The sequence below is a fragment of the Pseudomonas sp. MWU15-20650 genome (assembly GCF_023242475.1).
Taxonomy (GTDB): domain Bacteria; phylum Pseudomonadota; class Gammaproteobacteria; order Pseudomonadales; family Pseudomonadaceae; genus Aquipseudomonas.
The window spans coordinates 1-21,926 of the sequence record NZ_JALJFG010000055.1 but is presented as its reverse complement, the minus strand read 5'-3'; the positions used below and the strand labels follow the sequence as shown (position 1 = coordinate 21,926).

Here is a 21,926-nt window from a genome sequence, read left to right as displayed (position 1 = left end):
CAACCTGGAACACTGAACGCCAGGTCGCCACAAGAAGCCCGCTCATTGAGCGGGTTTTTTTTGCCTGCGATTTAGCTCAGCGGCTCAAGGACAGGCGCGGGTACCACCGTGATATCGCGTCGGCCCAGGAACACAAAGACCACCACGCCCGTCAGCAGCGTGAGCCCCGCCAGCAGTTGCAGCAAGGTATTGAAACCTGCGAGGTAGGCGCTACGCAGCGACTCCAGAGGCACGTGCGCAGTGGCTTGCCGGGTATTGCCCATGACCAGTTGCTGGGCGAGAGCCGAAACATCCATCACCGTGCTCGCTTTCAGATGATGGGCGACTAACGCGCTCAACACCGCCACGGTGATGACCAGCGCCACCCCTTCACTGGCGACCCGAGTGGTGTTGAAAATACCTGCCGCCATCCCTGCACGTTCTTTTGGCACCACGCTGATCGCGAGGCCATCCATCAAACCCCATGGCAACCCTGTACCGACGCCAATGACCAGCATGGCGATAGCGGCCTGCACCGGTTGGGCGCTCTTGACCAGGCTCAACCCATACAACCCTGCCGCCGCGATCAGCAAACCAATGGCACAAAGCACGCCGGCTGACAGCCAGCGCGTCAACGCAGCCGCGATAATCGGCACCACCAGCATGGGCGTCGACAGCGCCAGCATCATCACGCCTGCGTCAAAGGCGCTGGCGCCTTCGATGCCAATGAACCGCAGTGGCAACAACACGATCAGGACGATGTAGCAGTAACACGTGCCAATGGGCAGCAACTGCACGCCAATGAAGCGAGGAAACCTGAACAGGCTCAATTGCAGCATCGGCGGGCTGGCGCGCTGTTCGACACGGATAAACACCGCCAGCAACACGGCTGCCGCTACCAGCAGGGCCTGGATCAGTGAGGAGCCCCAACCGTGCTCCGGCGCCAGGATGAGGGCGCTGGTCAAGGTCACCAGCATCCCTGAGAACGTCACGACCCCAGCCACATCCAGGCGCAGCGCATGTGGGTCGCGGCTCTCTCGCAAGGTAGGGGCGGCGAACAGCAGCGAGAGCCCGGCGAGCAGCGCCGTGGCGAGAAAAATTGCGCGCCAGCCCCACTGTTCGATCAACAGCCCCGACAGCACTGGGCCAAAGGCCAGGCCCGCGCCGAAGGTGGCGCCCAGCAGGCTGAAGGCGCGCGTCCTGGCGTGGCCGTCGAACTCCTGGGCCAGCGCCGCGCAGCCGCTGGCCAGCGCAATGGCAGCCGCGATGCCCTGTACGCCACGCAAGACGTCCAGCCAGAGCATGCCAGGCGCCGCCGCCAAAAGCAGGCAAACCACGCTAAACAGCGTGATACCCCACAAGAACAAGCGTTTGCGCCCATAAAGATCGGCAAGGGTGCCGGCCGCCATCAGCAGGCTGCCAAAACTGAGCATGAAGGCATTGGTGACCCAAGCCAGTTGGGTAGGCGGGGCATTGAAGGTTTGGCCGATAAAGGGCGTGGCGACGGCCCCTCCGGTAAAGCTCATGGGCAACACCAGGGCCGCCAGGCAAATCGCCGCCAGCACGGCGTATCGAGTCGGGTGGGAGGGGGCATCGTTCAGCGTGTTCATGGGGCATTCCCGCAGGTCCATAAAGATAAGGACTGTAATCAGGATGCAATGGGGGATAAATGGGCTTACATTCCAGTCATAGCGGACTGAATGGATGTAATAGCGTGACCGACAACCTCAGTGGTGTGATCGCCTTCGTGAACACGGCCCAAGCCCTTAGTTTTGTGGGGGCCGCCCGGGTGATGGGGATTTCCGCCTCGGCGGTGGGCAAAAACGTCGCCAAACTGGAGGCTTCTCTGAATGTTCGGCTGCTGCACCGCAGCACCCGCAAAGTCGCGCTCACCGCCGAAGGCCAATTGTTCTACGAGCGCTGTCGGAAAATTCTCGATGACCTGCAAGACGCACGCGCGATGCTTTCCCACGCCATGCAAGCGCCTCGGGGCAAGCTGCGAGTCAGCCTGCCCACTATCGGCTATCGCTTCCTTTTCCCTCATCTGCCCGCGTTCCGAAAAGCCTACCCGGAGATCGAACTGGAGCTGGATTTCAACGATCACCTGGTAGACGTGATCGAAGAAGGCTTCGACGTAGTGATTCGCAGTGGTGGCCTGGCAGACTCAACCTTGATGGCCCGCAGGCTCGGGCCTTTTCGCTTTGTACTCTGTGCCTCCCCGGATTACCTGCGCGATAACGGTCGACCCGAAACCCTGGCCGATCTTGAGCGACACCCGTGCCTGCGTTATCGGTTTGCCACGACAGGGAAAATCATGGAGTGGACACTCACCGCCAACCCGGCGATGACTCAGCTACACCTGCCCGCCGCACTGACCTTGAACAACATGGAAGCCATGCTCAAGGCTGCAATGGATGGCCATGGCATTGCCTACATGCCGGACTTCCTCGCCCGGGAGGCGCTGGCCCACGGGCAGTTGGAGACGGTACTGGACGGGCATTGTGACGACCAGGGCCAGTTTTGGGCGCTGTGGCCTTCCAGCCGCCATCTGTCGCCAAAAATCCGTGTGTTCGTGGACTTTGTCGCCGAGCATCTTTTTACAGCCCCACTAACCGGTAACCCACCTGCAACTCGGTAATGAAGTGCTGCGGTTGCGTCGGGTCCTTTTCCAGTTTCTGCCGCAAATGCGCCATGTGCACCCGCAGGTAATGGGCGCGGTCTACGTAATCCAGGCCCCACACCTCCAGCAATAATTGCCGGTGGGTCAGTACCCGGCTCTGGCCGCGGACCATTGCGCAGAGCAGGCGGTATTCGATGGGCGTGAGGTGCACCGGCTGGCCTTGACGCCACACTTCGTGGGTCGCCAGGTCAGCTTCAATCTCGCCAAAGGCCACCTTGCTGGTCGCCGCGACGGCGCCGGTTTGCCCGTGCCGGCGCAGTTGGGCGCGGATGCGTGCGAGCAACTCGGGCACACCGAACGGCTTGGTCAGGTAATCGTCGGCACCGGCGTCCAGGGCAGCGACTTTCTCTTCTTCACGGTCACGTGCCGACAACACCAGAATCGGCACTGCCAGCCAGCCGCGCAGCTCACTGATCAACTGCTTGCCGTCACCGTCTGGCAGGCCGAGGTCGACGATTACCAGGTCCGGCTGACGGCTGGCGGCGTGGATCAAGGCGCGTTTGACGCTGTCAGCCTCGAACACCTGAAAACCTTCATCTTGCAGGGCGATGCCGACGAAGCGGCGGATATTGGCCTCGTCTTCCACGATCAGAATGCGTGCTGTGCTCATAGGGCGTCCATGGGCGGCGGGGTGCCCGCCGGTAAGGTGATGATGAAATGCATGCCGCCGGTGTGGCCGGGGCTGGCGTCGATGCGTCCGCCATGGGCTTCGACGATGCGCTTGGCCAGCGCCAGGCCCAGGCCGATGCCGGCGACTGAGGATTCCTGCTGGCCGCGGGCGAAGGGTTCGAACAGGTTGGCCGGCGCGCTGCCGGTGCCGTTGTCACTGACTTCCAGCACCAGGTTGCTGGCTACGCAGCGCGCCGTGATCGTCACGGTGGTGCCCGGCGGCGTGTACTTGGCAGCGTTGTCCAACAGGTTGACCAGCACTCGCTCGATCAACAGCGCATCGATTTCCACCAGCGGTAACTGTGGGTCCAAGGGGGTGTGTACACGGTGACGCGCCAGCGGTTCGCGCAACTGACGCAGGGCGCTGCCGACGATTTCTTCCAGCGAGTGCCATTGCCGGTTCAGGCGCACACCGCGTTCTTGCAGGCGGGCCATGTCCAGCAGGTTTTCGATCAGCCGCTGCATGGACGTGGCTTGTTCGTGAATGCCCAGCAGCAGCTCGGTCAAGGGCCCAGGCGGCGCGTGGGGCAGGGCGGTGTCGGCGGCGCCGATCAGAGTGGTCAGCGGTGTGCGCAGGTCGTGGGAAATGGCGGCGAGCAAAGTGTTGCGCATTTTCTCACCCTCCATCTGCACCAAAGTGCTCTGTGCCACTTCCACGAAGTGCACGCGTTCAAGGGCAATTGCCAGCTGACTCATGCACGCTTCCAGCAGATGGCGTTCCTGCGGGTCATTCAGGCGTTCGCTTTGCGCCAGTTCCAGTACCAACACCCCGCGCACGCGCATGGGGGCTTTAAGTGGCAGGTAGCAGCCTTTGGCGGCCGACAATGTGTCGGTGCCGTGGCCGGCGGCGCGGCCGTGGTCATAGGTCCATTGGGCGATGCTGTCGTCGATCGGCAAGCCACCCGCACCCACGTGGTGTACGCCGTCGGCGGCGTCCGGCAGCGCCAGGCCGACCCGCGCTTCGAAGACGCCGCTGAAGGTGCGCAACGCGACTTCGCTGATCTGCTCCACGGTCAGCGCCGCCGACAGGTCACGGGCCAGGCGGGCCAATGAAGTCGCGCGTCGTTCGCGCGCGGCGGCGGTGCGCGCTTCATGGCGCAGGCGCGCGGTGAGTTGCCCGGTGATCAGGGCGATGCCGAGCATCAACGCAAAGGTGAAGAAATACTGGGTGTCGTTGACGGTGAACGAGTAGCGCGGTTGCACGAAAAAGAAGTCGAAACACAGCACCGCGAGCATCGCTGCCCACACGCCGGGGCCGCGTCCAAAACGCAGGGCCACCAACACCACGGTGAGTAAAAACAGCATGACCACGTTGGCCAGGTCGAACACTTGAAGCAGCAGGGCGGCGACGGCACTGGCCGCGAAACACGCGAGGCTGGCCCAGACATAGGCCAGTTTTGCGCCCGCAGCCGGTGTGGTTTTTTCGAGCGCCTGGGGTTTGGCCGGGAGCAGCCCGTGGGCAATCACGATCTGATCGATTTGCGGGTGGTGCCGGCTGATCCGGTCGCTGACCGACTGGTGCCAGAAGCGCCACGCCTGGCGCGGATGATGGCCCAGTACCAGGCGATTGGCGTTGTGCTCGCGAGCGCAGGCGGCGAGGGCTTCGGCCACGTCCATGCCCGACAGCGTCGTAGTGTCTGCGCCAAACTCGCTGGCCAGCGCGAGGGTTTTCATCGCCGTCAGGTAACGCTTTGCACCGCGCCCTTGGTGCGTTGCCACATGCACCACGATCCAGTCGGCTTCGAGCTTTTGTGCCAGGCGCGCGGCTTCGCGCACCAGGCGTTCATCGCCGGCATCGCCCGCTACACCGACCAGCAGCCGTTCGCGGGCTGGCCACAGGGTGCTGATCGAGCGCTCGCGGCGGTACACGCGCATCTGTGTGTCGACGCGGTCGGCGGTGCGCCGCAACGCCAGTTCACGCAATGCCAACAGGTTGCCCTTGCGGAAAAAATGCCGCGACGCGCGTTCGGCCTGCGGGCCCAGGTACACCTTGCCGTCCTTGAGGCGTTGCAGCAGATCGTCGGGTGGCAGGTCGATCACCACCACTTCGTGGGCGTTATCGAACACATGATCCGGCACGGTTTCGCGCACGCGAATACCGATGATTCCGCTGACCAGGTCATTCAGGCTTTCCAGGTGCTGGACGTTGAGGGTGGTCCACACGTCGATACCAGCGCTGAGCAATTCTTCGACGTCTTGCCAGCGCTTGGGGTGGCGCGAGCCCGGCACGTTGCTGTGGGCCAGTTCGTCTACCAGCACTACGCTTGGGTGCCTGCGCAAGGCGGCGTCCAGGTCGAATTCGCTGAGGGCAAATTCACGGTGCACCAGGGCGGCGCGGGGCAGTTGTTCCAGGTGATGCAGGCGCTCGGCGGTCTCGGCGCGGCCATGGGTTTCCACCACTCCGGCGAGCACATCGCGGCCGAGGGCGACTTCGCGTTGCGCCGCCGCGAGCATGGCGCAGGTCTTGCCCACCCCGGCATTGGACCCGAAGTAGATACGCAATTTGCCGCGCAAGGCGGCTTGTTCTTCCTGCTGGATTCGAGCGAGCAGGGCGTCGGGGTCGGGGCGTTCGTTGTTTAATCCGGGCATGTCATTCCTGATGAATAAAATGGGCGCACGAACGCGCGCGCCCACATTGGGTTACCGGGCCTACACCACTCCCAATCCACTGAGGAGCATGTCGATCAACTTGATCCCTGCAAACGGCACCAGCACCCCGCCCAGGCCATAGATCAACAGGTTGCGGTTGAGCAACGCCGCCGCGCCGATCGCGCGGTAGGTCACGCCGCGCAGGGCCAGGGGAATCAACGCGACGATGATCAGCGCGTTGAAAATCACCGCACTGAGAATCGCCGAGTTGGGGCTGCTCAGGTGCATCACGTTCAACGCGCCGAGCTGCGGGTAGGTCGCCACAAACGCGGCCGGGATGATTGCGAAGTACTTCGCCACGTCGTTGGCCACGCTGAAGGTGGTGAGCGCGCCACGGGTCATCAGCATTTGCTTGCCCACCTCGACCACTTCGATCAGCTTGGTCGGGTTGCTGTCGAGGTCGACCATGTTGCCGGCCTCCTTGGCGGCCTGGGTGCCACTGTTCATCGCCACCGCCACATCGGCCTGAGCCAGTGCCGGTGCGTCGTTGGTGCCGTCGCCGGTCATGGCCACGAGCTTGCCTTGGGCCTGGTAGTCGCGGATCAGTTGCAGCTTGTCTTCCGGGCGGGCCTCGGCGAGGAAGTCATCCACGCCGGCTTCGACGGCAATGGCGGCGGCGGTGAGGCGGTTGTCACCGGTGATCATTACGGTCTTGATGCCCATGCGCCGCAGCTCGGCGAAGCGCTCTTTGATACCGCCCTTGACCACGTCCTTGAGTTCCACCACGCCCAGCGCCTTGGCGCCGTCACTCACCACCAGCGGGGTGCTGCCGCGTCGTGAGACTTCATCGACTTTGGCCTGCAATGCCGCTGGGAAGCTGCCACCCAAGGCTTCGATATGGCTGCGAATCGCATCCGCCGCACCCTTGCGAATCGCGCGACCTTCGGGCAAGTCGACACCGCTCATGCGGGTTTGCGCGGTGAAGTGCACAAAGCTGGCGCCCAGGGCGTTGATATCCCGGCCGCGGATGTCGAATTTCTGTTTGGCCAGGACCACGATGCTGCGGCCTTCCGGGGTTTCATCGGCCAGGGACGCGAGTTGCGCGGCGTCGGCCAGGTCGGCTTCTTTCACGCCCGGTGCCGGCAGAAAGCTGCTGGCTTGGCGATTGCCCAAGGTGATGGTGCCGGTCTTGTCCAGCAGCAAGACGTCGACATCGCCGGCGGCTTCAACCGCGCGCCCCGAGGTGGCGATGACATTGGCCGACATCATCCGGCTCATGCCCGCCACGCCGATGGCCGAAAGCAGACCGCCGATGGTGGTGGGGATCAGGCACACCAACAACGCCACCAGCACCGTGGCGCTGATCACGCTGCCGCTGCCGCTCATGGCCACGGCGAAGATCGAGTAGGGACTGAGGGTCGCGATCACCAGCAGGAACAACAGGGTCAGGCCCACCAGCAGAATCGTCAACGCGACTTCGTTGGGGGTTTTCTGGCGCTTGGCCGACTCGACCATCGAGATCATGCGGTCGAGGAACGACTCGCCCGGGTTGACACTGATGCGCACCACCAGCCAGTCGGACAACACCCGGGTGCCGCCGGTGACCGACGAAAAGTCGCCACCCGCCTCGCGGATCACCGGGGCCGATTCACCGGTGATAGCGCTTTCATCCACCGATGCCACGCCTTCAATCACCACGCCATCCAGCGGCACCAGGTCGCCGGCTTCGATCAACACCACGCTGTCCTTGCGCAGCAGGCTGGCTTCCATGGGCAACCAGGCAGCGCCGTGTCGCGGTTGCTGCAACAGCTTGGCCAGGGTTTGGCGCTTCATGCCGCGCAGGCTCGCGGCCTGGGCGCGGCTACGGCCTTCGGCCAAGGCTTCGGCAAAATTGGCGAAGAGCACGGTGAACCACAGCCACAAGGTGATGCTGAGGATAAAGCCGCTGGGCGCTTCACCCTGGCCACCCAGGGACTGGAACCACAGCAGCGTGGTGAGGATGCTGCCCAGGTACACCACGAACATCACCGGGTTTTTCCACTGGGCCTGGGGCAGCAGTTTCTTCAACGCATCAACGCCGGCAGTGAGCACGATGCGTCGATCAAACAGGGGTAAACGAGCATTTTTCATGGAGGAATCTCTTACTCACTGACCGCAATAGAGGGCTGACGTGCATCCAGCGCCAAGTTGAGTTGCAGCACATTCACCCGGGGTTCGCCGAACAAACCGAGGGTGCGGGCGGTGGTGTGGTCGTTGAGCAATTGCAGCAATTGGCCTTCGGGGATCTGGCGCAAACGCGCGACACGCGCCAGTTGCAGCCGAGCGTTGGCCACCGAGATGTGTGGGTCCAGGCCCGAGGCGGAGGCGGTGACCGCGTCCACCGGTACCGGGGCGTCGGCGGCCAGGCCGTTGTCCTGGCGATAGACTTTGGCGCGTGCCGCGACTTGCTCCACCAGTTTCTGGCTGGTCGGGCCCAGGTTGCTGGCGCCGCTGGAACCGGCGTTGTAAGGCTGTGAAATGCTTTTGCTCGGGTCTTGCGGGTCAGCCCCGAGGGTCATGCTTGGGCGGCTATGGAAGTATTCAGGCCGGGTGAAATCCTGGCCGATCAGCGTGGAGCCGATCACCAGGCCATCGCGTTCAATCAGTGAGCCCTGGGCCTGGAACGGGAACAACAGTTGCGCTGCCAGGGTGGTAAACGCTGGGTAGGCGAGCCCCGTCAGCAGCATGAAAAACACCGCCGAAACCAGCACCGGGCGCAACAGCCCTTTGAATATCGATTGGGTCATCATCAACGTGTCCTTAGTTGTACGTCTGGCCGGACAGCAACTGCAGTTGCTCCACCAGCGGGCCGAGCGCGAGCGCCGGCAGGAAGGTCAGGCCACCGACCACCAGCACCACGAACACCACCAGCAACATGAACAGCGGGGTCGCGGTGGGGATGGTGCCGGCACCGGCGGGCACGGTCTTTTTCATCGCCAGGGAGCCGGCCACGGCGAGCATGGGCAGCAGGGTGAAAAAGCGTCCGATCAACATCGCCAGGCCAATGGTGGTGTTGAAAAACGGCGTGTTGGCATTCAGCCCGGCAAAGGCCGAACCGTTGTTGGCGGTGCCGGACGTATAGGCGTAGAGCACCTCGCTGAAACCGTGGGGGCCGAGGTTGTTCAGGCTCGCCAGGGTGTCTGGCCACAGGGCGGCGAGGGCGGTGAAACCGAGGATGCTGATGGGGTGTGCGAGCACCGAGAGCATCACCAGTTTCATCTCCCGGGCCTCGATTTTCTTGCCGAGGAACTCCGGGCTGCGGCCGATCATCATGCCCACCAGGAACACCGTGAGCAGGGCGTACTGGATCAGGTTGATAAAGCCGACGCCGTCGCCGCCGAACACACAGTTGAGCATCATCTGCGCCAGGGGCACGAAGCCGCCCATGGGCGTCAGTGAGTCATGCATGGTGTTGACCGAGCCGGTGGTCGCAGCGGTGGTGGTGGCGATAAACAAGCTGCTGTCGGCAATGCCGAAGCGCAGTTCCTTGCCTTCCATATTGCCGCCGCTTTGCTCGATCGACAGCGTCTGGTTGGCGCCCGCCTGGGTCAGCAGTGGGTTGCCGGTTTGTTCGGCGCCATACACCAGCGCGAGGAAACCGATGAACATCACCAGGAAGGTGCCGAAAAACACCCAGCCCTGGCGACGTTGCACCAGCAGGCTGCCAAAGGTGTAGGTCAGCGCCGACGGGATCAACAGCATGCTCAGGATGTGCAGGAGGTTGGTCAGCGGCGTTGGGTTTTCGAACGGATGGGCGGCGTTCATGCTGAAGAAACCGCCGCCGTTGGTGCCGATATGCTTGATCGACTCAAAGCTGGCGACCGCGCCGACGATCAACGGTTGCTGCGCGCCTTCAAGGGTCGTCGCCAAGGCTTGTGAGGCGAAGGTCTGGGGCATGCCTTGCCACACATACACCAGGGCCATGGTCACACACAGCGGCAGCATCACCCGATACAGCGTGCGGGTGAAGTCGACCCAGAAGTTGCCGATGTCGGCCGAGCTTGAACGGCTCAAGCCCCGAATGAAACCTGCTGCCGCGACCACGCCTGAGGTCGCCCCGACGAACATCAGAAAGGTGATGACCGCCATCTGGCTGAAGTTCGACAGGCTGGTTTCGCCCGAGTATGCCTGCCAGTTGGTGTTGGTAATAAAGGACGCGGTGGTGTTGAACGCCAGGTCCGGGGTTTGTGCAGCCAAGCCCAAGGGGTTGATCGGCATTACTGCCTGCAGACGCAGGACGATATAGCCCATCAGCATCATTGCCGCGTTCGACAGCAACAACGCTGAACCGTAGCGGGCCCAGCCCATGGTCTCCAGTGGGTTAATGCCCAGCAGGCGATAAGTAAAACGTTCAGGCAGCGCATGGCGGTTCCCGGTGAACACCCGGGTCAGCCACTTGCCCATCAGCACGGCGAGTCCCGTCATCAACCCCAGGACCAGCGTAAATTCCAGCAAAGTGCTTAACATGTCGTGGCTCCGTTCAAATCTTGCCCAGGGCGACAATGGCCAGGGCAGTCGCAACAAAAAACACCAAGGCGAGGCCCATAAACATCACGTCGTACATGGCAGGTTCCCTAGAATTTTTCGGCGCGAATAAGGGCATAGCCCAAGTAAGCGAAGAGCCCGACGGCACATAAGCCGCTGGCGATATAAATGAACGTAAGTGTGAGCACGGTGTAACTCCCCTGAATAAATAAGCCGCCACTGCGGACGCGGGGAGGTTAAGGGTTGGCGTATCAAGCTCGGGCACTGATTGCACGGGGCGGTATTAAGACGGCATATAGACGGCGTTGGCGCGGGCGAACGAAAACAAGGGATAGCCCGTTGCCGGGGTATCCCTTGAAAGTCTGGGGTTCTGCTGATTTCAGCGATCAGCTTATTTGGCTTTCTTTTTCTTCTCGCCGCGAGTGGCGAGGTGCTCGAAGCAAAACGCGGCGGTGCCGAAGAGCGCAATCATTGACAGGACGACCATGCCTAAAGTTGAACTTTCCACGATGACTTCCTACGGGTTTTGGGGGGTAGGAAGTGACGGTAGAGCGTGCAGGCTTAGTTGCTCAATAGAGACGACATAATCGTTATGGCGAATGGGCGATCTATACGCTTTCTTTACGCAAAACCGGTAGATACACCGCTGACATGGGCTCTGTTCAAATGTGGGAGGGGGCTTGCTCCCGAGGGCGGTGGATCAGGTACAGATGATCTGCCTGATCGACTCCCATCGCCAGCAAACCCCCTCCCACGCCTTACAGGTTACGGCTATGTCGGTAGTCGCTGACGGCCTCATACACCGCTTTACGCAAGCGGTTGATGCCGCCGATCGGTCGATGCGCTTCCAGCCCGAACCAGGGGTTGAACGATTGGTTATCACAGGCCAGGTTCAGCGCAGGGGTGTCGAAGTCCTGTGCAGGGATCCTCACCTTGGCCACGGTTTCATACGGTGCGTCGCTTTCTTTCCATTCGATGCTGGTGTCTTCGATGGGCATGAACTTCTGCGCGTTCTGCCGCTGAATCTGCAGCACGAAACAAGCCGGCACACGGTCGCTGGACAGTTGTTGGTTGAGCGCGCTGCGCAGAAAGTTCGGCAGGTCCTGGTTCTGTTTGGGCAGGACGTACTCCGGGCAGCTTTGCGGGTCGGGTGCGACGCGGAACTTGGCGTTGGCCGTGCCAAACTTGTAGGGCGACACTGAGAAGTAGGTGGTTTGCGTCGGGCTGGCCGGTGCGGGCGCCAGGGTGGCGAGGGCAATAAACAGGTGGCGCACTTGCCAACTGCGCGGGTCGGCCTTGGGGAAAAACGCCAGGACCTTCTTGCCGTCTGCTTGAGCACCAATGTTCTGCGCGTACTCCGCCACGTCACTGACGAAGAAATTCGGATGACTGAACATCACGAAATCCTGCTCGGTGCGGGCTTGCTGGTCGGCCATCAGCTGTTTGCCTGGAACATCCAGCAGCTTGATCGCCATGCCACGGGCATCACGGATGCTGTCGAATTGCGGGTAGGCATTGCCATTGGACAGCCGCATCAGCGCCTGCCAGGTCTTGCCCGGTTCGGCGAACACGCCCTGGCGCAAGGCGGGGTCGAGGTCTGCCGGCACGCTGACTTCGGCCTTCACACAACCATGTGCCTTGGCGTGGGCATCACGCAGGTAACGCGTGCCTTCACGGTGCTGGTCGACGATACGCACCGCCGTTTGAATAATGCCTTGCGTCATGGCCGCTTCACCGGGTGGGATCTGCTCATCCGGCGACACCGGGCCGCTGTGGTGCCAGGCGAACCAGGCGGTGGCCGCCAGCCACCCCAGCACGCCCAGGCTCACCAGCCACAGCAGGGTTTTGCCCAGGAAAACGCCGAGGCGCAGCCAGAGCCGCGCGAGCATCGAAGGTCGTTGGTTATACGATGGGGTCATCATGGCAATTGTTGCTCCAGCGGGCCGCCCAGCACTTTGAGGTATTCCAGCAGCGCCCAGCGCTCTTGTGGCAGCAAGCCACGGCCGATGACGCCATTGCCGCGTTGGCCGGCACGGAATTCGTGGCCGCTGTTGTGGTTGCCGGTGATCTTGGTATCGAACAGGAAGGCGTTCTTGAATGCGCCCGTCTCGAAGCCCAGGTGGCGCGGGTCGTAGGCGAAGGTGCCTTTATAGAAGGTGGTGCTGCGTTCGTCCTGGGGCGAGAGCAGTTGATAGATCGTCGGCACCGAACCGTTGTGCAGGAACGGCGGGGTCGCCCAGATGCCCGTCAGTGGGCGCGCCTTGTAGGCACGCAGTTCGCGTACGCCGATGGGCAGGCCAAACCCGTCCAGGCCCGGGCGCTCGGCCGGGGTCACGCCGGCCGCACGGTAGGCGTGCTCTTCGACGAAGGCGGTGACGTAGGCCAGGCCCTGGGCCACGGACATTTTGTGCAGGTCCAACGGTGCCGTCGGCGCGGGGTGTAGCTGGACATTGAGCTTGGCCAGTTCGGCCGGGTCCCATTGCAGTGCGCTGAGGTCGTAGCGCTGATCGGCGATATTGCTGGCGGCACCCGGGTCGGTGCCGATGTACTCCACGGGAAGCATTTTCAGCTGTTGCACCGGGCGGCCATTCTCCTGGCGCACGGCGGGTACGTGGCAACCGGCGCAGTTTTCGGCGAACAGTGTGCGGCCCTGGGCGGCGAGGGGTTTATCGATGGCGCCGAACAGATCTTCGGGCCAGGTGGGCGGCTTCAGGCGTTGCAGAGTTTCTTCGATCAGGTTCAGGTCGCGTACCCGAACGCTGGACGGGTAGCGGGCGTCACCCTGGAGTGGCTGGCCGGCAGGGTCGAAGAAGTTCAAGGTCGCGCCGACGCCCAGGGCTTCACCGATATTGCGCGCCATGGGCTGCTGGGCGGAGCCATTCCACTGCACCCAGTCGAAGGTCCAGATGTCCCACAGGTGTGGGTAGTCCACGGGCGCGTTGGCCACGCGATAATTGTCTGGGGAAATGGCGTCGCCAAAGCTGGCGTTGGCGATGCGGCCAAACGCGTCGGTGCGGCCCGGGCCTTCTTCGGTGGGGTAGAGGCCGCGATGGGTGTCGTTCCAGGCCACTTTAAGGAACTGGTCCAGCGACTGTTTGAAAGCCTGGCGCAGGCTTTGCTTGTTGTGCTCGTCGTAATCGAAGCCGAGCACCTCGCGGGCGAAGCGCTCGAATTTCCAGGGGTTGTAATACGTGGCAGCCAGGCTGGCGACCAGGGCCTGGCCGAAACTGCCGCCGCGCAAGGTGGGCACGCTGGAGGGCAGTACATGCTGGGCTGAGCCGCCATCGATGCGCAGGGCCTGGCCTTTGAAATGCAACTCACCGGTGTGGCAGGCCGCGCAGGTGATGTCCAGGTACTGAACCTTGCTGTCGGCGTTCTGGTGGCGGGCGAAGCCCACGGGCAGGTTGCCGGGGTTCTGTGCCGTAGGCACTTGTTTGGGGTCGACCAGGAAGCCAAAGCGCGCCAGGTACTCTGGCGTGGCAAAGCGTTGCTCGGAAAACGGCAACTCCAGGGCGGTGAACCAGTCGTAATGCAGCCCCTTCACTTGGGTGCCCTGGGGCGTGAAGTAGTAGGTCTGGCGGTCGGCGGCACTCCATTGATCCTGGTAGTGCACCTGCTCTACAGGAACATAGTCCGGCAGCTTGGGGTTGAGGGTGTAATAGAGCACCACGGCCAGGATCAGGCCCAGCAGGGTGACTATCAGGAGTAAAACACGGGAAAAAATGCGCAAGATAACTATCCTTGTCGAGTTGTCGCGTTGTTATGCCACTACGCCACAGGGGCGGCAAGTGGCCAGTCGGTTGGTTGTAGGCAGTCCCGTGATCCTTCGCGGGACTCCATAATGAATGAAAATGCTTTTAAACACGTGAACTTATCAGAAGTTTCCTGCTCACATGCCGGTAGCCATTGGTCGTGGCCGCCTGATAAGCTCGCGACTTTATTCGAATGCCCTTTTGGCGCATGAACAAGGAAATAGCATGAAACAGCATCGGTTGGCGGCGGCGGTGGCCCTGGTTAGCCTGGTACTTGCGGGTTGTGATTCGCAGACCAGCGTAGAGCTGAAAACCCCGGCGCAGAAAGCTTCCTACGGCATCGGCCTGAACATGGGCAAGAGCCTTGCTCAAGAAGGCATGGATGACCTGGACTCCAAAGCGGTAGCCCAAGGCATCGAAGATGCCGTTGGCAAGAAAGAACAGAAGCTCAAAGACGACGAGCTGGTTGAAGCGTTTGCCGCACTGCAGAAGCGCGCTGAAGAACGCATGACCAAAATGAGCGAAGAGTCGGCAGCCGCCGGCAAGAAATTCCTCGAAGAAAACGCCAAGAAAGACGGCGTAGTCACCACCGCTTCCGGTCTGCAGTACAAGATCGTGAAGAAGGCCGATGGCGCCCAGCCTAAGCCGACCGATGTCGTGACTGTTCACTACACCGGCAAGCTCACCAACGGCACCACCTTCGACAGCTCCGTGGATCGCGGTAGCCCGATTGACCTGCCGGTCAGCGGCGTGATCCCGGGTTGGGTCGAAGGTCTGCAACTGATGCACGTGGGCGAGAAGGTCGAGTTGTACATCCCGTCCGACCTGGCCTACGGTGCCCAGAGCCCGAGCCCGGCAATCCCGGCCAACTCCGTACTGGTGTTCGACCTGGAGCTGCTGGCCATCAAGGACCCAGCCAAGGCTGAAGCCCCTGACGCACCGGCTGCACCTGCCGCCAAGAAGTAATCGGCGCTTGAACATACAACGCCCCGTCTCGACGGGGCGTTGTTGTTTCAGGGGGGCAGTGATCGGGGCGAGCAAGCTTGCATGCACTGGGGGCGAAGCCTCCCAAAAAAGCCGGAGACGGCTGCGCCGTCAGCGGGAGCAAGCGCCCTCGCCACAGATGGCTTACTCCTACAGTAAAATCCGATAGAACCCACGGCGCCGGGCAGAGTCTGAGAAAAGACCCGGGCACGGGTAGCCGCACATCAGTACCAAGTCAATGAAATATTGGGTTTTTTTTATGTGGGCAAAAAACGCCCGATCTGACTGGAAGCCTTGTAGAACGTGGCTTTCAGAGGATAAAAAAGGCTCTGTTCACAAGGTTATCCACAATTTGTGTGGATAACCTTTTCTGTCGCCTGGAACTGGAGTGACACATGAAACCACCCTTCAATTTCACCCGCTTTCTGCCCATGGCCGCTCGTTTGCTTGGCCGTGGGCGTTTACCGGCACTGTTGTTTGCCGTGGCGGCCAAAGGCTCAAGCCAGGGCAACCGCTTGGGTAAGCTCAAGGATGATCTCAAGTTGCTTCAGGCGCTGTGCCTGGCCTATTGGCGTGGCGAATACCGGGCGATCAGCCCCAAGGCGTTGATTTCGGTGGTAGCGGGGCTGATGTACTTCCTCAGCCCGATTGATGCGATCCCGGATTTTATCCCGGTATTGGGCATGCTCGATGACATCGCCGTACTGGCATGGGTCATGAAGTCCCTGGGCGGCGAACTGAGCGCCTTTCGTGCCTGGCGCGAGGCGCAGAGCCCGGAAAAGCTGGCGGTGGTAGAGCGTCTCCCGGCGACGCCTGCGCTGCTGGCTCAGGAACACCGGTAAAAAAACGGATGACGCTTATATCCCCCTGCGACCTTTGTGGCTGTTAGGATTACACTTCTAAGGAAAGAACTTACTTAGTAAGTGTTGTTATCCTACGGGGCAGTCATGGATATTCAGATCATTACACGGGATGGCGCACCCGAATACGCGGTGTTGCCGTGGGACCAGTACCAGGCGCTGTTAAAAGCCGCCGGTCAGCAGCAACCCCGAGTCGCTTCTTCTCCTGCCGCACCTATTGCCGCCGACCGCGATCTGCACCCGCTTGCAGCCCTGCGTGGCCTGCGTGAAGCCAAGGGGCTGGCCATCGAAGCCTTGGCCCGCACTGTGGGTATCAGCCCTTCGTATCTTGGATTGATTGAAAGTGGTGAGCGCCAGCCGGATGCCGCTATCCGCCGCAGCCTGGCCTGGGAATTGGGCGTTGCAGGTTGGAGGGAAGAATCTTGAGCCTACGTATCAGTCGTCAACACTGGGATGGGTTACTCAACGAACTGGACCAGGCGCGTCGCCAGCGCCATCTGCTGACTTATCGCGCGCTGCTGGAGCGCCTGCAATTTCCCACGCCGGCCATGCAAACCCTGGCCGCCGCCCTGGAACACCTGGCGGCGTTGGACGCCAAGGCCGAGCAGCCGTTGCGTAGCTCCCTGGTGATCAGCCAAGGAGCCAGCCGCCTGCCGCGCACCGGTTTCTTCGAGTGTGTGGAGCGCCTGGGGCGTTTCAGCGGGCCTTCCGATGGCGTGGCTGCTGCATCCTGGCACGCGTCGGAAGTGGTGCGAGTGTTCGAGTACGAGTACCCGGAGTCTGCCGAAGCTTAGGCGGGCAGGCTATCCATGCTGTCGATCACATGGATGCTGTAGCCGGCCACGTCCTTGGCATGGTGCTTGGCCTGTGAAGCCAGTTCGGCCAATTGGCTGGCATCGAGTTGTCCACAGGCTTGTGGATACAAATGCACCACGCCGATGGACAATGACAGTAACGCGAACTCCTGGCGCACACCCTGGCGGTTCAGTGCGACAAAACAGCCGGCATCGAGGTGTTCGGCACGGTAGAAGCGCCGGCATTGGGTATGGAAGTCATCCAGCAACTGGTTGAGACGCTTGCGCCAATCCTGCGGGCCCAGCACCAGCAAAAAGTCATCGCCGCCGATGTGTCCGACGAAGTCGCGGCTTGGGTCGACCCGGTCGTTCAAGCACTGGGCCAGGCACAACAACACTTCATCCCCGCGCCCGTAGCCATAGATATCGTTGAACGGCTTGAAGCTGTCGATATCCACGTAGCAGATCACTGATTCGCGTTGTTGCTGCAGTAACCGTGTCAGGCATTGCTGGATCGGTACGTTACCGGGCAGCAAGGTCAGCGGATTGGCGTAGCGTGCCTGCTGGATCTTCAGTTCGGTGATCAGCTTGAGTACATCGATCACCCGGCCCAGCCCCAGGTAGTCGCCATTCAGGGTGATGATGAAGTCTTCTTCGATCCGTTGCCGCGCGCGGCTGGTGAGCAAGCGGCTGACTTGTTGCAACGACTGGCTCAGCTCCACCGCCAGGAAGTCATCGCTCATCAGGCGGCTGATGGGTTTGCGCGCAAACAAGTCGGTGGCAAACGGCTTGAGCAGAGCGTCCGACAACGAGTGCCGGTGCACAATGCCGACGGGATGGCCGCGCCTGTCCAGCACCGCCAGCGAGTTGAGGTTGGCCTGGCGGCGGAAGGACTCCAGCACTTGGGCGGTCGCAATGTCTTGATCCACGGCCGGCTGTTCATTGAGTAGCGCGCTGAGATCACTGCCTTCTTCACTGAGGGCAACAGTGGCGTTCTCAGGCTTGGGCAGCATCAGGCGTGCTTCCTGCGGTGGGTGTTCCTGAGGGCGGCAGAGTAGATAGCCCTGGACCAGGTCGATGCCCATTTCCGTCAATACCGCCAACTCTTCCGGCAGTTCGATGCCCTCGGCAATCACTTGGGCGCGGGACGCCTTGGCGATCTGCAGGATCGAGCCGACAAATTCGCGCTTGAGTGCGTCCTGGTGAATGCCGTCGATAAAGTGCCGGTCTATCTTCACGTAATCCGGACGTAGCTCCGACCACAGCCGTAGGCTGGAATACCCTGCGCCCAAGTCATCGAGGGCGATGGCAAAGCCCATGTCGCGGTAATGATGCAAGGCGGTTTGCAACAGCGCGAAATCATCGGTCGGCGTCTGCTCGGTGAGCTCGATCACCACTTGGCTGGGTGGAATGCCGAAGTCGCGCAGCAGCTGCAGCGTGCGCCCCGGTTGATGTGCCGTCTCCATCAAGGATTCCGGCGAGATATTGAGAAACAGCTTGCCCGGTAGTTTTTGTGCGCTGAAGCGTCGGCACGCGCTCTCGCGGCAGGCGATTTCCAGCTCGCTGAGGCGCCCGGCATGGCGGGCCACGGAGAACAGCGCGACGGGGGAGTGCAGCGGGCTGTTGGACGGGCCACGGCTGAGGGCTTCGTAGCCGAGGACTCTGCGTTCGGACAGGCAAATGATCGGTTGGAACAGGCTGTGCAAACTGCCTTGAGCCAGGATTGAGCCCAATGCATTCAGCTGTTCGGTCATGGTCATGGCGATCTCGATCGAAAAAAAAGGACCGCAGGCTGAGCGCCTGCGGTCCTGTATTTCACGACAGAATGATGTCTATATGATGACACTCCGAAGAGAGTTCACATTAAATTGCCATCACTTACTGCTTGGCCACCTGCTTGCTGATTTTCAGGTAGTCGAGCAGCACACGGCCGGTCTCGGAGAGGTAGGCGTCATCTTCCGGCTTGGTTTTTTCAGTCTCCGGCAGTGCATCTTCATCTTCTTTCTTCAGCTCTTTGAGCGGGTCTTCGCCCTTGGCCTTGCGGCGGGCGTTTTCCAGCACAAGCTGCTGATTCTCGATGTCGGTGTGCTGCGCACGGCGATCGGCTTCGTTGAGGCTGACGGTTTTTTCTTCCATCAGCTTCTTGGCCAGGGCCAGTTTGTCGCGGATAAACACGAACTCGGCATCCTTGGCGGAGCGGGTGTCATGGTCGGCCTTCAACTGCGCCAGGAACGGCTTGAACGGATCGGAAGCTGGCTTGATCGCAGGGCGAATGGTGTCCCACGGCATCGCCTCAGGCAGCGCGCTTTCGCCGATTTCCTTGGTGTCGATGATCGACGGGAAATCGACGTCTGGCAGTACGCCTTGATGCTGGGTGCTCTGGCCGGAAACCCGGTAGAACTTGGCAATGGTCAGCTTCAGCTCGCCATGGTTCAGCGGCTGGATGGTCTGCACGGTGCCTTTGCCGAAGGTCTGGCCGCCTATGATCAGCGCGCGGTGATAGTCCTGCATGGCACCGGCGAAAATCTCCGAGGCTGACGCCGAGAGGCGGTTGACCAGCAGCGCCATCGGGCCTTTGTAGAATGCGCCCGGGTTCTCGTCTTCCAGGACGTCGACACGACCGTCAGCGTTGCGCACCAACACGGTCGGACCCTTGTCGATGAACAGGCTGGTCAGCTCAGTGGCTTCCTGCAGGGAGCCGCCGCCGTTGTTGCGCAGGTCGATGACCACGCCGTCGACTTTGTCTTTCTGCAGTTCTGTCAGGATCTTCTTAACGTCGCGGGTGGTGCTCTTGTAGTCCGGGTCGCCAGCGCGGAACGCCTTGAAGTCCAGGTAGAAGGCCGGGATTTCAATCACGCCCAGCTTGTAATCCTTGCCATCCTGCTTGAGGTTGAGGATTTTCTTCTGCACAGCCTGGTCTTCGAGCTTCACCGCTTCACGGGTGATGGACACGATCTTGCTGGTCTGGTCGTTCGGTGCATTGGTGTGCGGAATCACTTCCAGGCGCACCAGGCTGCCTTTCGGCCCACGGATCAGCTTGACCACTTCGTCCAGGCGCCAGCCGACCACATCGACCATCTCTTTGTCGCCCTGGGCGACGCCGATGATCTTGTCGGCAGGTGCCACTTGCTTGGTCTTGTCTGCCGGACCTGCCGGCACCAGGCGCACGATCTTGACCTGGTCATTGTCGCTTTGCAGGACGGCACCGATGCCTTCCAGCGACAGACTCATGTTGATATCGAAATTTTCCGCGTTATCTGGCGACAGATAATTGGTATGCGGGTCGTAGGACATCGCGAAGGTGTTGATGTAAGCCTGGAAGATATCTTCGGCACGGGTCTGGTCCAGGCGTGCCAGCTGATTCTTGTAGCGCTTGGTCAACAGCTCTTGAATGGCCTTGGGCTCTTTGCCGGCGATCTTCAAGCGCAGCACTTCGTCCTTGACGCGTTTGCGCCACAGGTCGTCGAGCGCAGCGGTGCTGGTCAGCCAAGGGGCGTCCTTGCGGTCCACCAGAAGGGTTTCCTTCTGGGTGAAGTCGAGCTTGTCGACACCCTTGTTCAACTCACCCAGGGCGAAGTCCAGACGCGCTTTGACGCGGTCCAGGTAGCGCTTGTAGATGGTGAAGCCGGGTTGCAGGTCGCCGCTCTTGAGGAAATCGTCGAACTGCGTTTTCCACTTGTCGAACTCAGCGATATCGCTGGCCAGGAAGTAGCTGCGCGACGGGTCCAGCAGCTTGAGGTAGCTGTCGTAGATGATCACCGAGCGAGCGTCGTCCAGCGGCGGCTTGCTGTAGTGATGGCGCTTGAGCAACTCGACGACGTTGAGGCTGGCAATCACCTCATCGCGATCAGGCTGAAGGTTGTCCCAGCTATTGGCTGCGAACGTATTGGTCGACATCGACGCGAAGCCGAGACCAATGAAAAAAGCGAGGGCGGTGCTGGGGAACAAATGCTTCATGCTGATTCGACGCGGGGGCAATTGATAACGCATATTAGGCCGTCTTTGAAGTCGCCGGTTCCATATGGGCCGGTCGCATAATGCAAAAAGCCCGACGCGATAGCTACGGGCTCAGTCCAGACTCACTATGGAGGCACTGTGAAAGCATTGCAAGGCGTTGAAGGTCATGTGGAGTGGTTGGAAGAGCCCAGTCCTACATGCGATGTAGGTCAAGTTCGCATTCGTGTGGCGGCTGCGGGCCTTAATCGCGCCGATTTATTACAACGCGCAGGGCTCTATCCGCCGCCGCCGGGGGCCAGCCAGGTGCTCGGTCTTGAGTGCTCCGGGGTGATCGGCGAAGTCGGCGCCGGTGTGGCCTGGCAGGTGGGTGATCGTGTCTGTGCGTTGCTGGCCGGTGGCGGCATGGCTGAGGAAGTGGTGGTGGATGCTCGTCACGTACTGCCGGTGCCGGAAAGTCTGTCGCTGGTTGAGGCGGCTGCAATACCTGAGGTCTACAGCACTGCGTGGTTGAATCTGTTCCAGTTGGCGGGCCTCAAGCCCGGAGAGAAAGTATTGCTGCACGCCGGCGCCAGTGGCGTGGGGTCGGCGGCGATCCAGCTGTGCAAGGCGTTCGGCAGTCCGTGCTGGGTCAGCGTGGGTTCGGCGCAGCGTCTGGCGTACTGCCAGGCATTGGGTGCCCAGGGCGGGGTGGTACGTACGGACGGCATCGAAGGGCTGCGTGACTTTGGGCCGTTCGATGTGATCCTCGACCCGGTCGGCGGCAACTATGCGGCGCTGGACCTCAAGCTGCTGGCCCTGGACGGACGCTGGGTGCTGATCGGCTTGATGGGTGGGCGCGAGGCGCAGCTCGACCTGGCACAGGTGCTGGGCAAGCGTGTTCAGTTGTTGGGCTCGACCTTGCGCAGCCGCGATGATCAGTTCAAGGCAGACCTGTTCAGCGATTTGAGCCAGCACGTTTGGCCGCTGTTTGCCGAGGGCCGCTTGAGCCCGCAACTGGCCAAGACCTTCCCGATCAAGGAGGCCGAGGCGGCGTTTGCCGAGCTGGCGAGCAACCAGATCGCCGGGAAGCTGGTGTTGGTGATTGACGAAGCTCTGGTCTGATCTTGAATTGAAATGCAGCCAATGTGGGAGGGGGCTT

General features: G+C 61.4%; 17 protein-coding genes. 6 read left to right on the top strand and 11 right to left on the bottom strand.

What is annotated here, in order from left to right:
• Positions 1–71: 71 nt before the first annotated feature.
• The gene (locus tag M5B43_RS26405; protein ID WP_248752820.1) at positions 72–1,589 is read right to left on the bottom strand and encodes an MFS transporter; all 1,518 of its coding nucleotides are present in this window, start codon (positions 1,587–1,589) and stop codon (positions 72–74) included.
• Positions 1,590–1,693: 104 nt separating this feature from the next.
• Here M5B43_RS26405 and M5B43_RS26400 point away from each other — a divergent pair, with 104 nt between their 5' ends.
• Complete coding sequence (locus M5B43_RS26400) at positions 1,694–2,617, top strand: LysR substrate-binding domain-containing protein (RefSeq protein ID WP_248752819.1); 924 nt, start codon at positions 1,694–1,696, stop codon at positions 2,615–2,617.
• On the opposite strand, the gene M5B43_RS26395 is transcribed toward M5B43_RS26400, so the two are convergent.
• The 8 genes from M5B43_RS26395 to M5B43_RS26360 all read right to left on the bottom strand — a co-directional run bounded on the left by M5B43_RS26395 (position 2,577) and on the right by M5B43_RS26360 (position 14,171).
• On the bottom strand, positions 2,577–3,269 hold the full coding sequence (locus M5B43_RS26395; RefSeq protein ID WP_248752818.1) for a response regulator: 693 nt from the start codon (positions 3,267–3,269) through the stop codon (positions 2,577–2,579). The two genes, M5B43_RS26400 and M5B43_RS26395, sit on opposite strands and share 41 nt — an antisense overlap.
• Positions 3,266–5,917, bottom strand: a complete 2,652-nt coding sequence (locus tag M5B43_RS26390; RefSeq protein ID WP_248752817.1) for a sensor histidine kinase KdpD — start codon at positions 5,915–5,917, stop codon at positions 3,266–3,268. Before M5B43_RS26390 ends, M5B43_RS26395 begins: the two co-directional genes overlap by 4 nt.
• Positions 5,918–5,977: 60 nt before the next feature.
• Positions 5,978–8,047: a potassium-transporting ATPase subunit KdpB gene (gene kdpB, locus M5B43_RS26385; protein ID WP_248752816.1), complete on the bottom strand. Its 2,070-nt coding sequence runs from the start codon at positions 8,045–8,047 to the stop codon at positions 5,978–5,980.
• Positions 8,048–8,058: 11 nt separating this feature from the next.
• Positions 8,059–8,706 (bottom strand): K(+)-transporting ATPase subunit C, encoded by a 648-nt coding sequence (gene kdpC, locus M5B43_RS26380; RefSeq protein ID WP_248752815.1) that lies wholly within the window; start codon positions 8,704–8,706, stop codon positions 8,059–8,061.
• Positions 8,707–8,716: 10 nt separating this feature from the next.
• Positions 8,717–10,423, bottom strand: a complete 1,707-nt coding sequence (gene kdpA / locus M5B43_RS26375; protein WP_248752814.1) for a potassium-transporting ATPase subunit KdpA — start codon at positions 10,421–10,423, stop codon at positions 8,717–8,719.
• 107 nt (positions 10,424–10,530) lie between these two features.
• The gene (gene kdpF / locus M5B43_RS26370; protein WP_074851717.1) at positions 10,531–10,629 is read right to left on the bottom strand and encodes a K(+)-transporting ATPase subunit F; all 99 of its coding nucleotides are present in this window, start codon (positions 10,627–10,629) and stop codon (positions 10,531–10,533) included.
• Positions 10,630–11,199: 570 nt separating this feature from the next.
• Positions 11,200–12,330, bottom strand: a complete 1,131-nt coding sequence (locus M5B43_RS26365) for a catalase family protein (RefSeq protein ID WP_248752821.1) — start codon at positions 12,328–12,330, stop codon at positions 11,200–11,202.
• Positions 12,331–12,359: 29 nt separating this feature from the next.
• Positions 12,360–14,171 carry a di-heme-cytochrome C peroxidase gene (locus M5B43_RS26360; RefSeq protein WP_248752813.1) on the bottom strand — a complete coding sequence of 604 codons (1,812 nt, stop codon included), beginning with the start codon at positions 14,169–14,171 and terminating at the stop codon, positions 12,360–12,362.
• Between the two features lie 247 nt (positions 14,172–14,418).
• Here M5B43_RS26360 and M5B43_RS26355 point away from each other — a divergent pair, with 247 nt between their 5' ends.
• The 4 genes from M5B43_RS26355 (at position 14,419) to M5B43_RS26340 (ending at position 16,831) form a co-directional block, all read left to right on the top strand.
• Positions 14,419–15,159: an FKBP-type peptidyl-prolyl cis-trans isomerase gene (locus tag M5B43_RS26355; protein ID WP_106580563.1), complete on the top strand. Its 741-nt coding sequence runs from the start codon at positions 14,419–14,421 to the stop codon at positions 15,157–15,159.
• Positions 15,160–15,572: 413 nt separating this feature from the next.
• Complete coding sequence (locus M5B43_RS26350; protein WP_248752812.1) at positions 15,573–16,019, top strand: YkvA family protein; 447 nt, start codon at positions 15,573–15,575, stop codon at positions 16,017–16,019.
• Positions 16,020–16,124: 105 nt separating this feature from the next.
• A complete protein-coding gene (locus M5B43_RS26345; RefSeq protein ID WP_248752811.1) occupies positions 16,125–16,463 on the top strand; it encodes a helix-turn-helix transcriptional regulator in 339 nt (112 codons plus the stop codon).
• Complete coding sequence (locus M5B43_RS26340) at positions 16,460–16,831, top strand: hypothetical protein (protein ID WP_005786715.1); 372 nt, start codon at positions 16,460–16,462, stop codon at positions 16,829–16,831. The genes M5B43_RS26345 and M5B43_RS26340 overlap by 4 nt, the downstream gene beginning before the upstream one ends.
• Here the strand turns inward: M5B43_RS26340 and M5B43_RS26335 are convergent.
• A complete protein-coding gene (locus tag M5B43_RS26335; protein WP_248752810.1) occupies positions 16,828–18,591 on the bottom strand; it encodes a bifunctional diguanylate cyclase/phosphodiesterase in 1,764 nt (587 codons plus the stop codon). The two genes, M5B43_RS26340 and M5B43_RS26335, sit on opposite strands and share 4 nt — an antisense overlap.
• 118 nt (positions 18,592–18,709) lie before the next feature.
• Complete coding sequence (locus M5B43_RS26330; protein WP_248752809.1) at positions 18,710–20,788, bottom strand: carboxy terminal-processing peptidase; 2,079 nt, start codon at positions 20,786–20,788, stop codon at positions 18,710–18,712.
• A 138-nt stretch (positions 20,789–20,926) separates the two neighbouring features.
• Between M5B43_RS26330 and M5B43_RS26325 the strand changes: the two genes are divergently transcribed.
• Positions 20,927–21,889, top strand: coding sequence for a zinc-binding dehydrogenase (locus M5B43_RS26325; RefSeq protein WP_248752808.1), 963 nt, complete (start codon positions 20,927–20,929; stop codon positions 21,887–21,889).
• Positions 21,890–21,926: the final 37 nt, after the last annotated feature.

Bases quoted from the DNA above. Each gene is read 5' to 3' on its own strand.
- M5B43_RS26335 (WP_248752810.1), bottom strand. From the start codon at position 18,591: ATGACCATGACCGAACAGCTGAATGCATTGGGCTCAATCCTGGCTCAA.
- M5B43_RS26390 (WP_248752817.1), bottom strand. From the start codon at position 5,917: ATGCCCGGATTAAACAACGAACGCCCCGACCCCGACGCCCTGCTCGCT.
- M5B43_RS26350 (WP_248752812.1), top strand. From the start codon at position 15,573: ATGAAACCACCCTTCAATTTCACCCGCTTTCTGCCCATGGCCGCTCGT.
- kdpC (WP_248752815.1), bottom strand. From the start codon at position 8,706: ATGATGACCCAATCGATATTCAAAGGGCTGTTGCGCCCGGTGCTGGTT.
- M5B43_RS26345 (WP_248752811.1), top strand. From the start codon at position 16,125: ATGGATATTCAGATCATTACACGGGATGGCGCACCCGAATACGCGGTG.
- M5B43_RS26330 (WP_248752809.1), bottom strand. From the start codon at position 20,788: ATGAAGCATTTGTTCCCCAGCACCGCCCTCGCTTTTTTCATTGGTCTC.
- M5B43_RS26405 (WP_248752820.1), bottom strand. From the start codon at position 1,589: ATGAACACGCTGAACGATGCCCCCTCCCACCCGACTCGATACGCCGTG.
- kdpA (WP_248752814.1), bottom strand. From the start codon at position 10,423: ATGTTAAGCACTTTGCTGGAATTTACGCTGGTCCTGGGGTTGATGACG.
- M5B43_RS26395 (WP_248752818.1), bottom strand. From the start codon at position 3,269: ATGAGCACAGCACGCATTCTGATCGTGGAAGACGAGGCCAATATCCGC.
- kdpB (WP_248752816.1), bottom strand. From the start codon at position 8,047: ATGAAAAATGCTCGTTTACCCCTGTTTGATCGACGCATCGTGCTCACT.
- M5B43_RS26355 (WP_106580563.1), top strand. From the start codon at position 14,419: ATGAAACAGCATCGGTTGGCGGCGGCGGTGGCCCTGGTTAGCCTGGTA.
- M5B43_RS26365 (WP_248752821.1), bottom strand. From the start codon at position 12,330: ATGCTCGCGCGGCTCTGGCTGCGCCTCGGCGTTTTCCTGGGCAAAACC.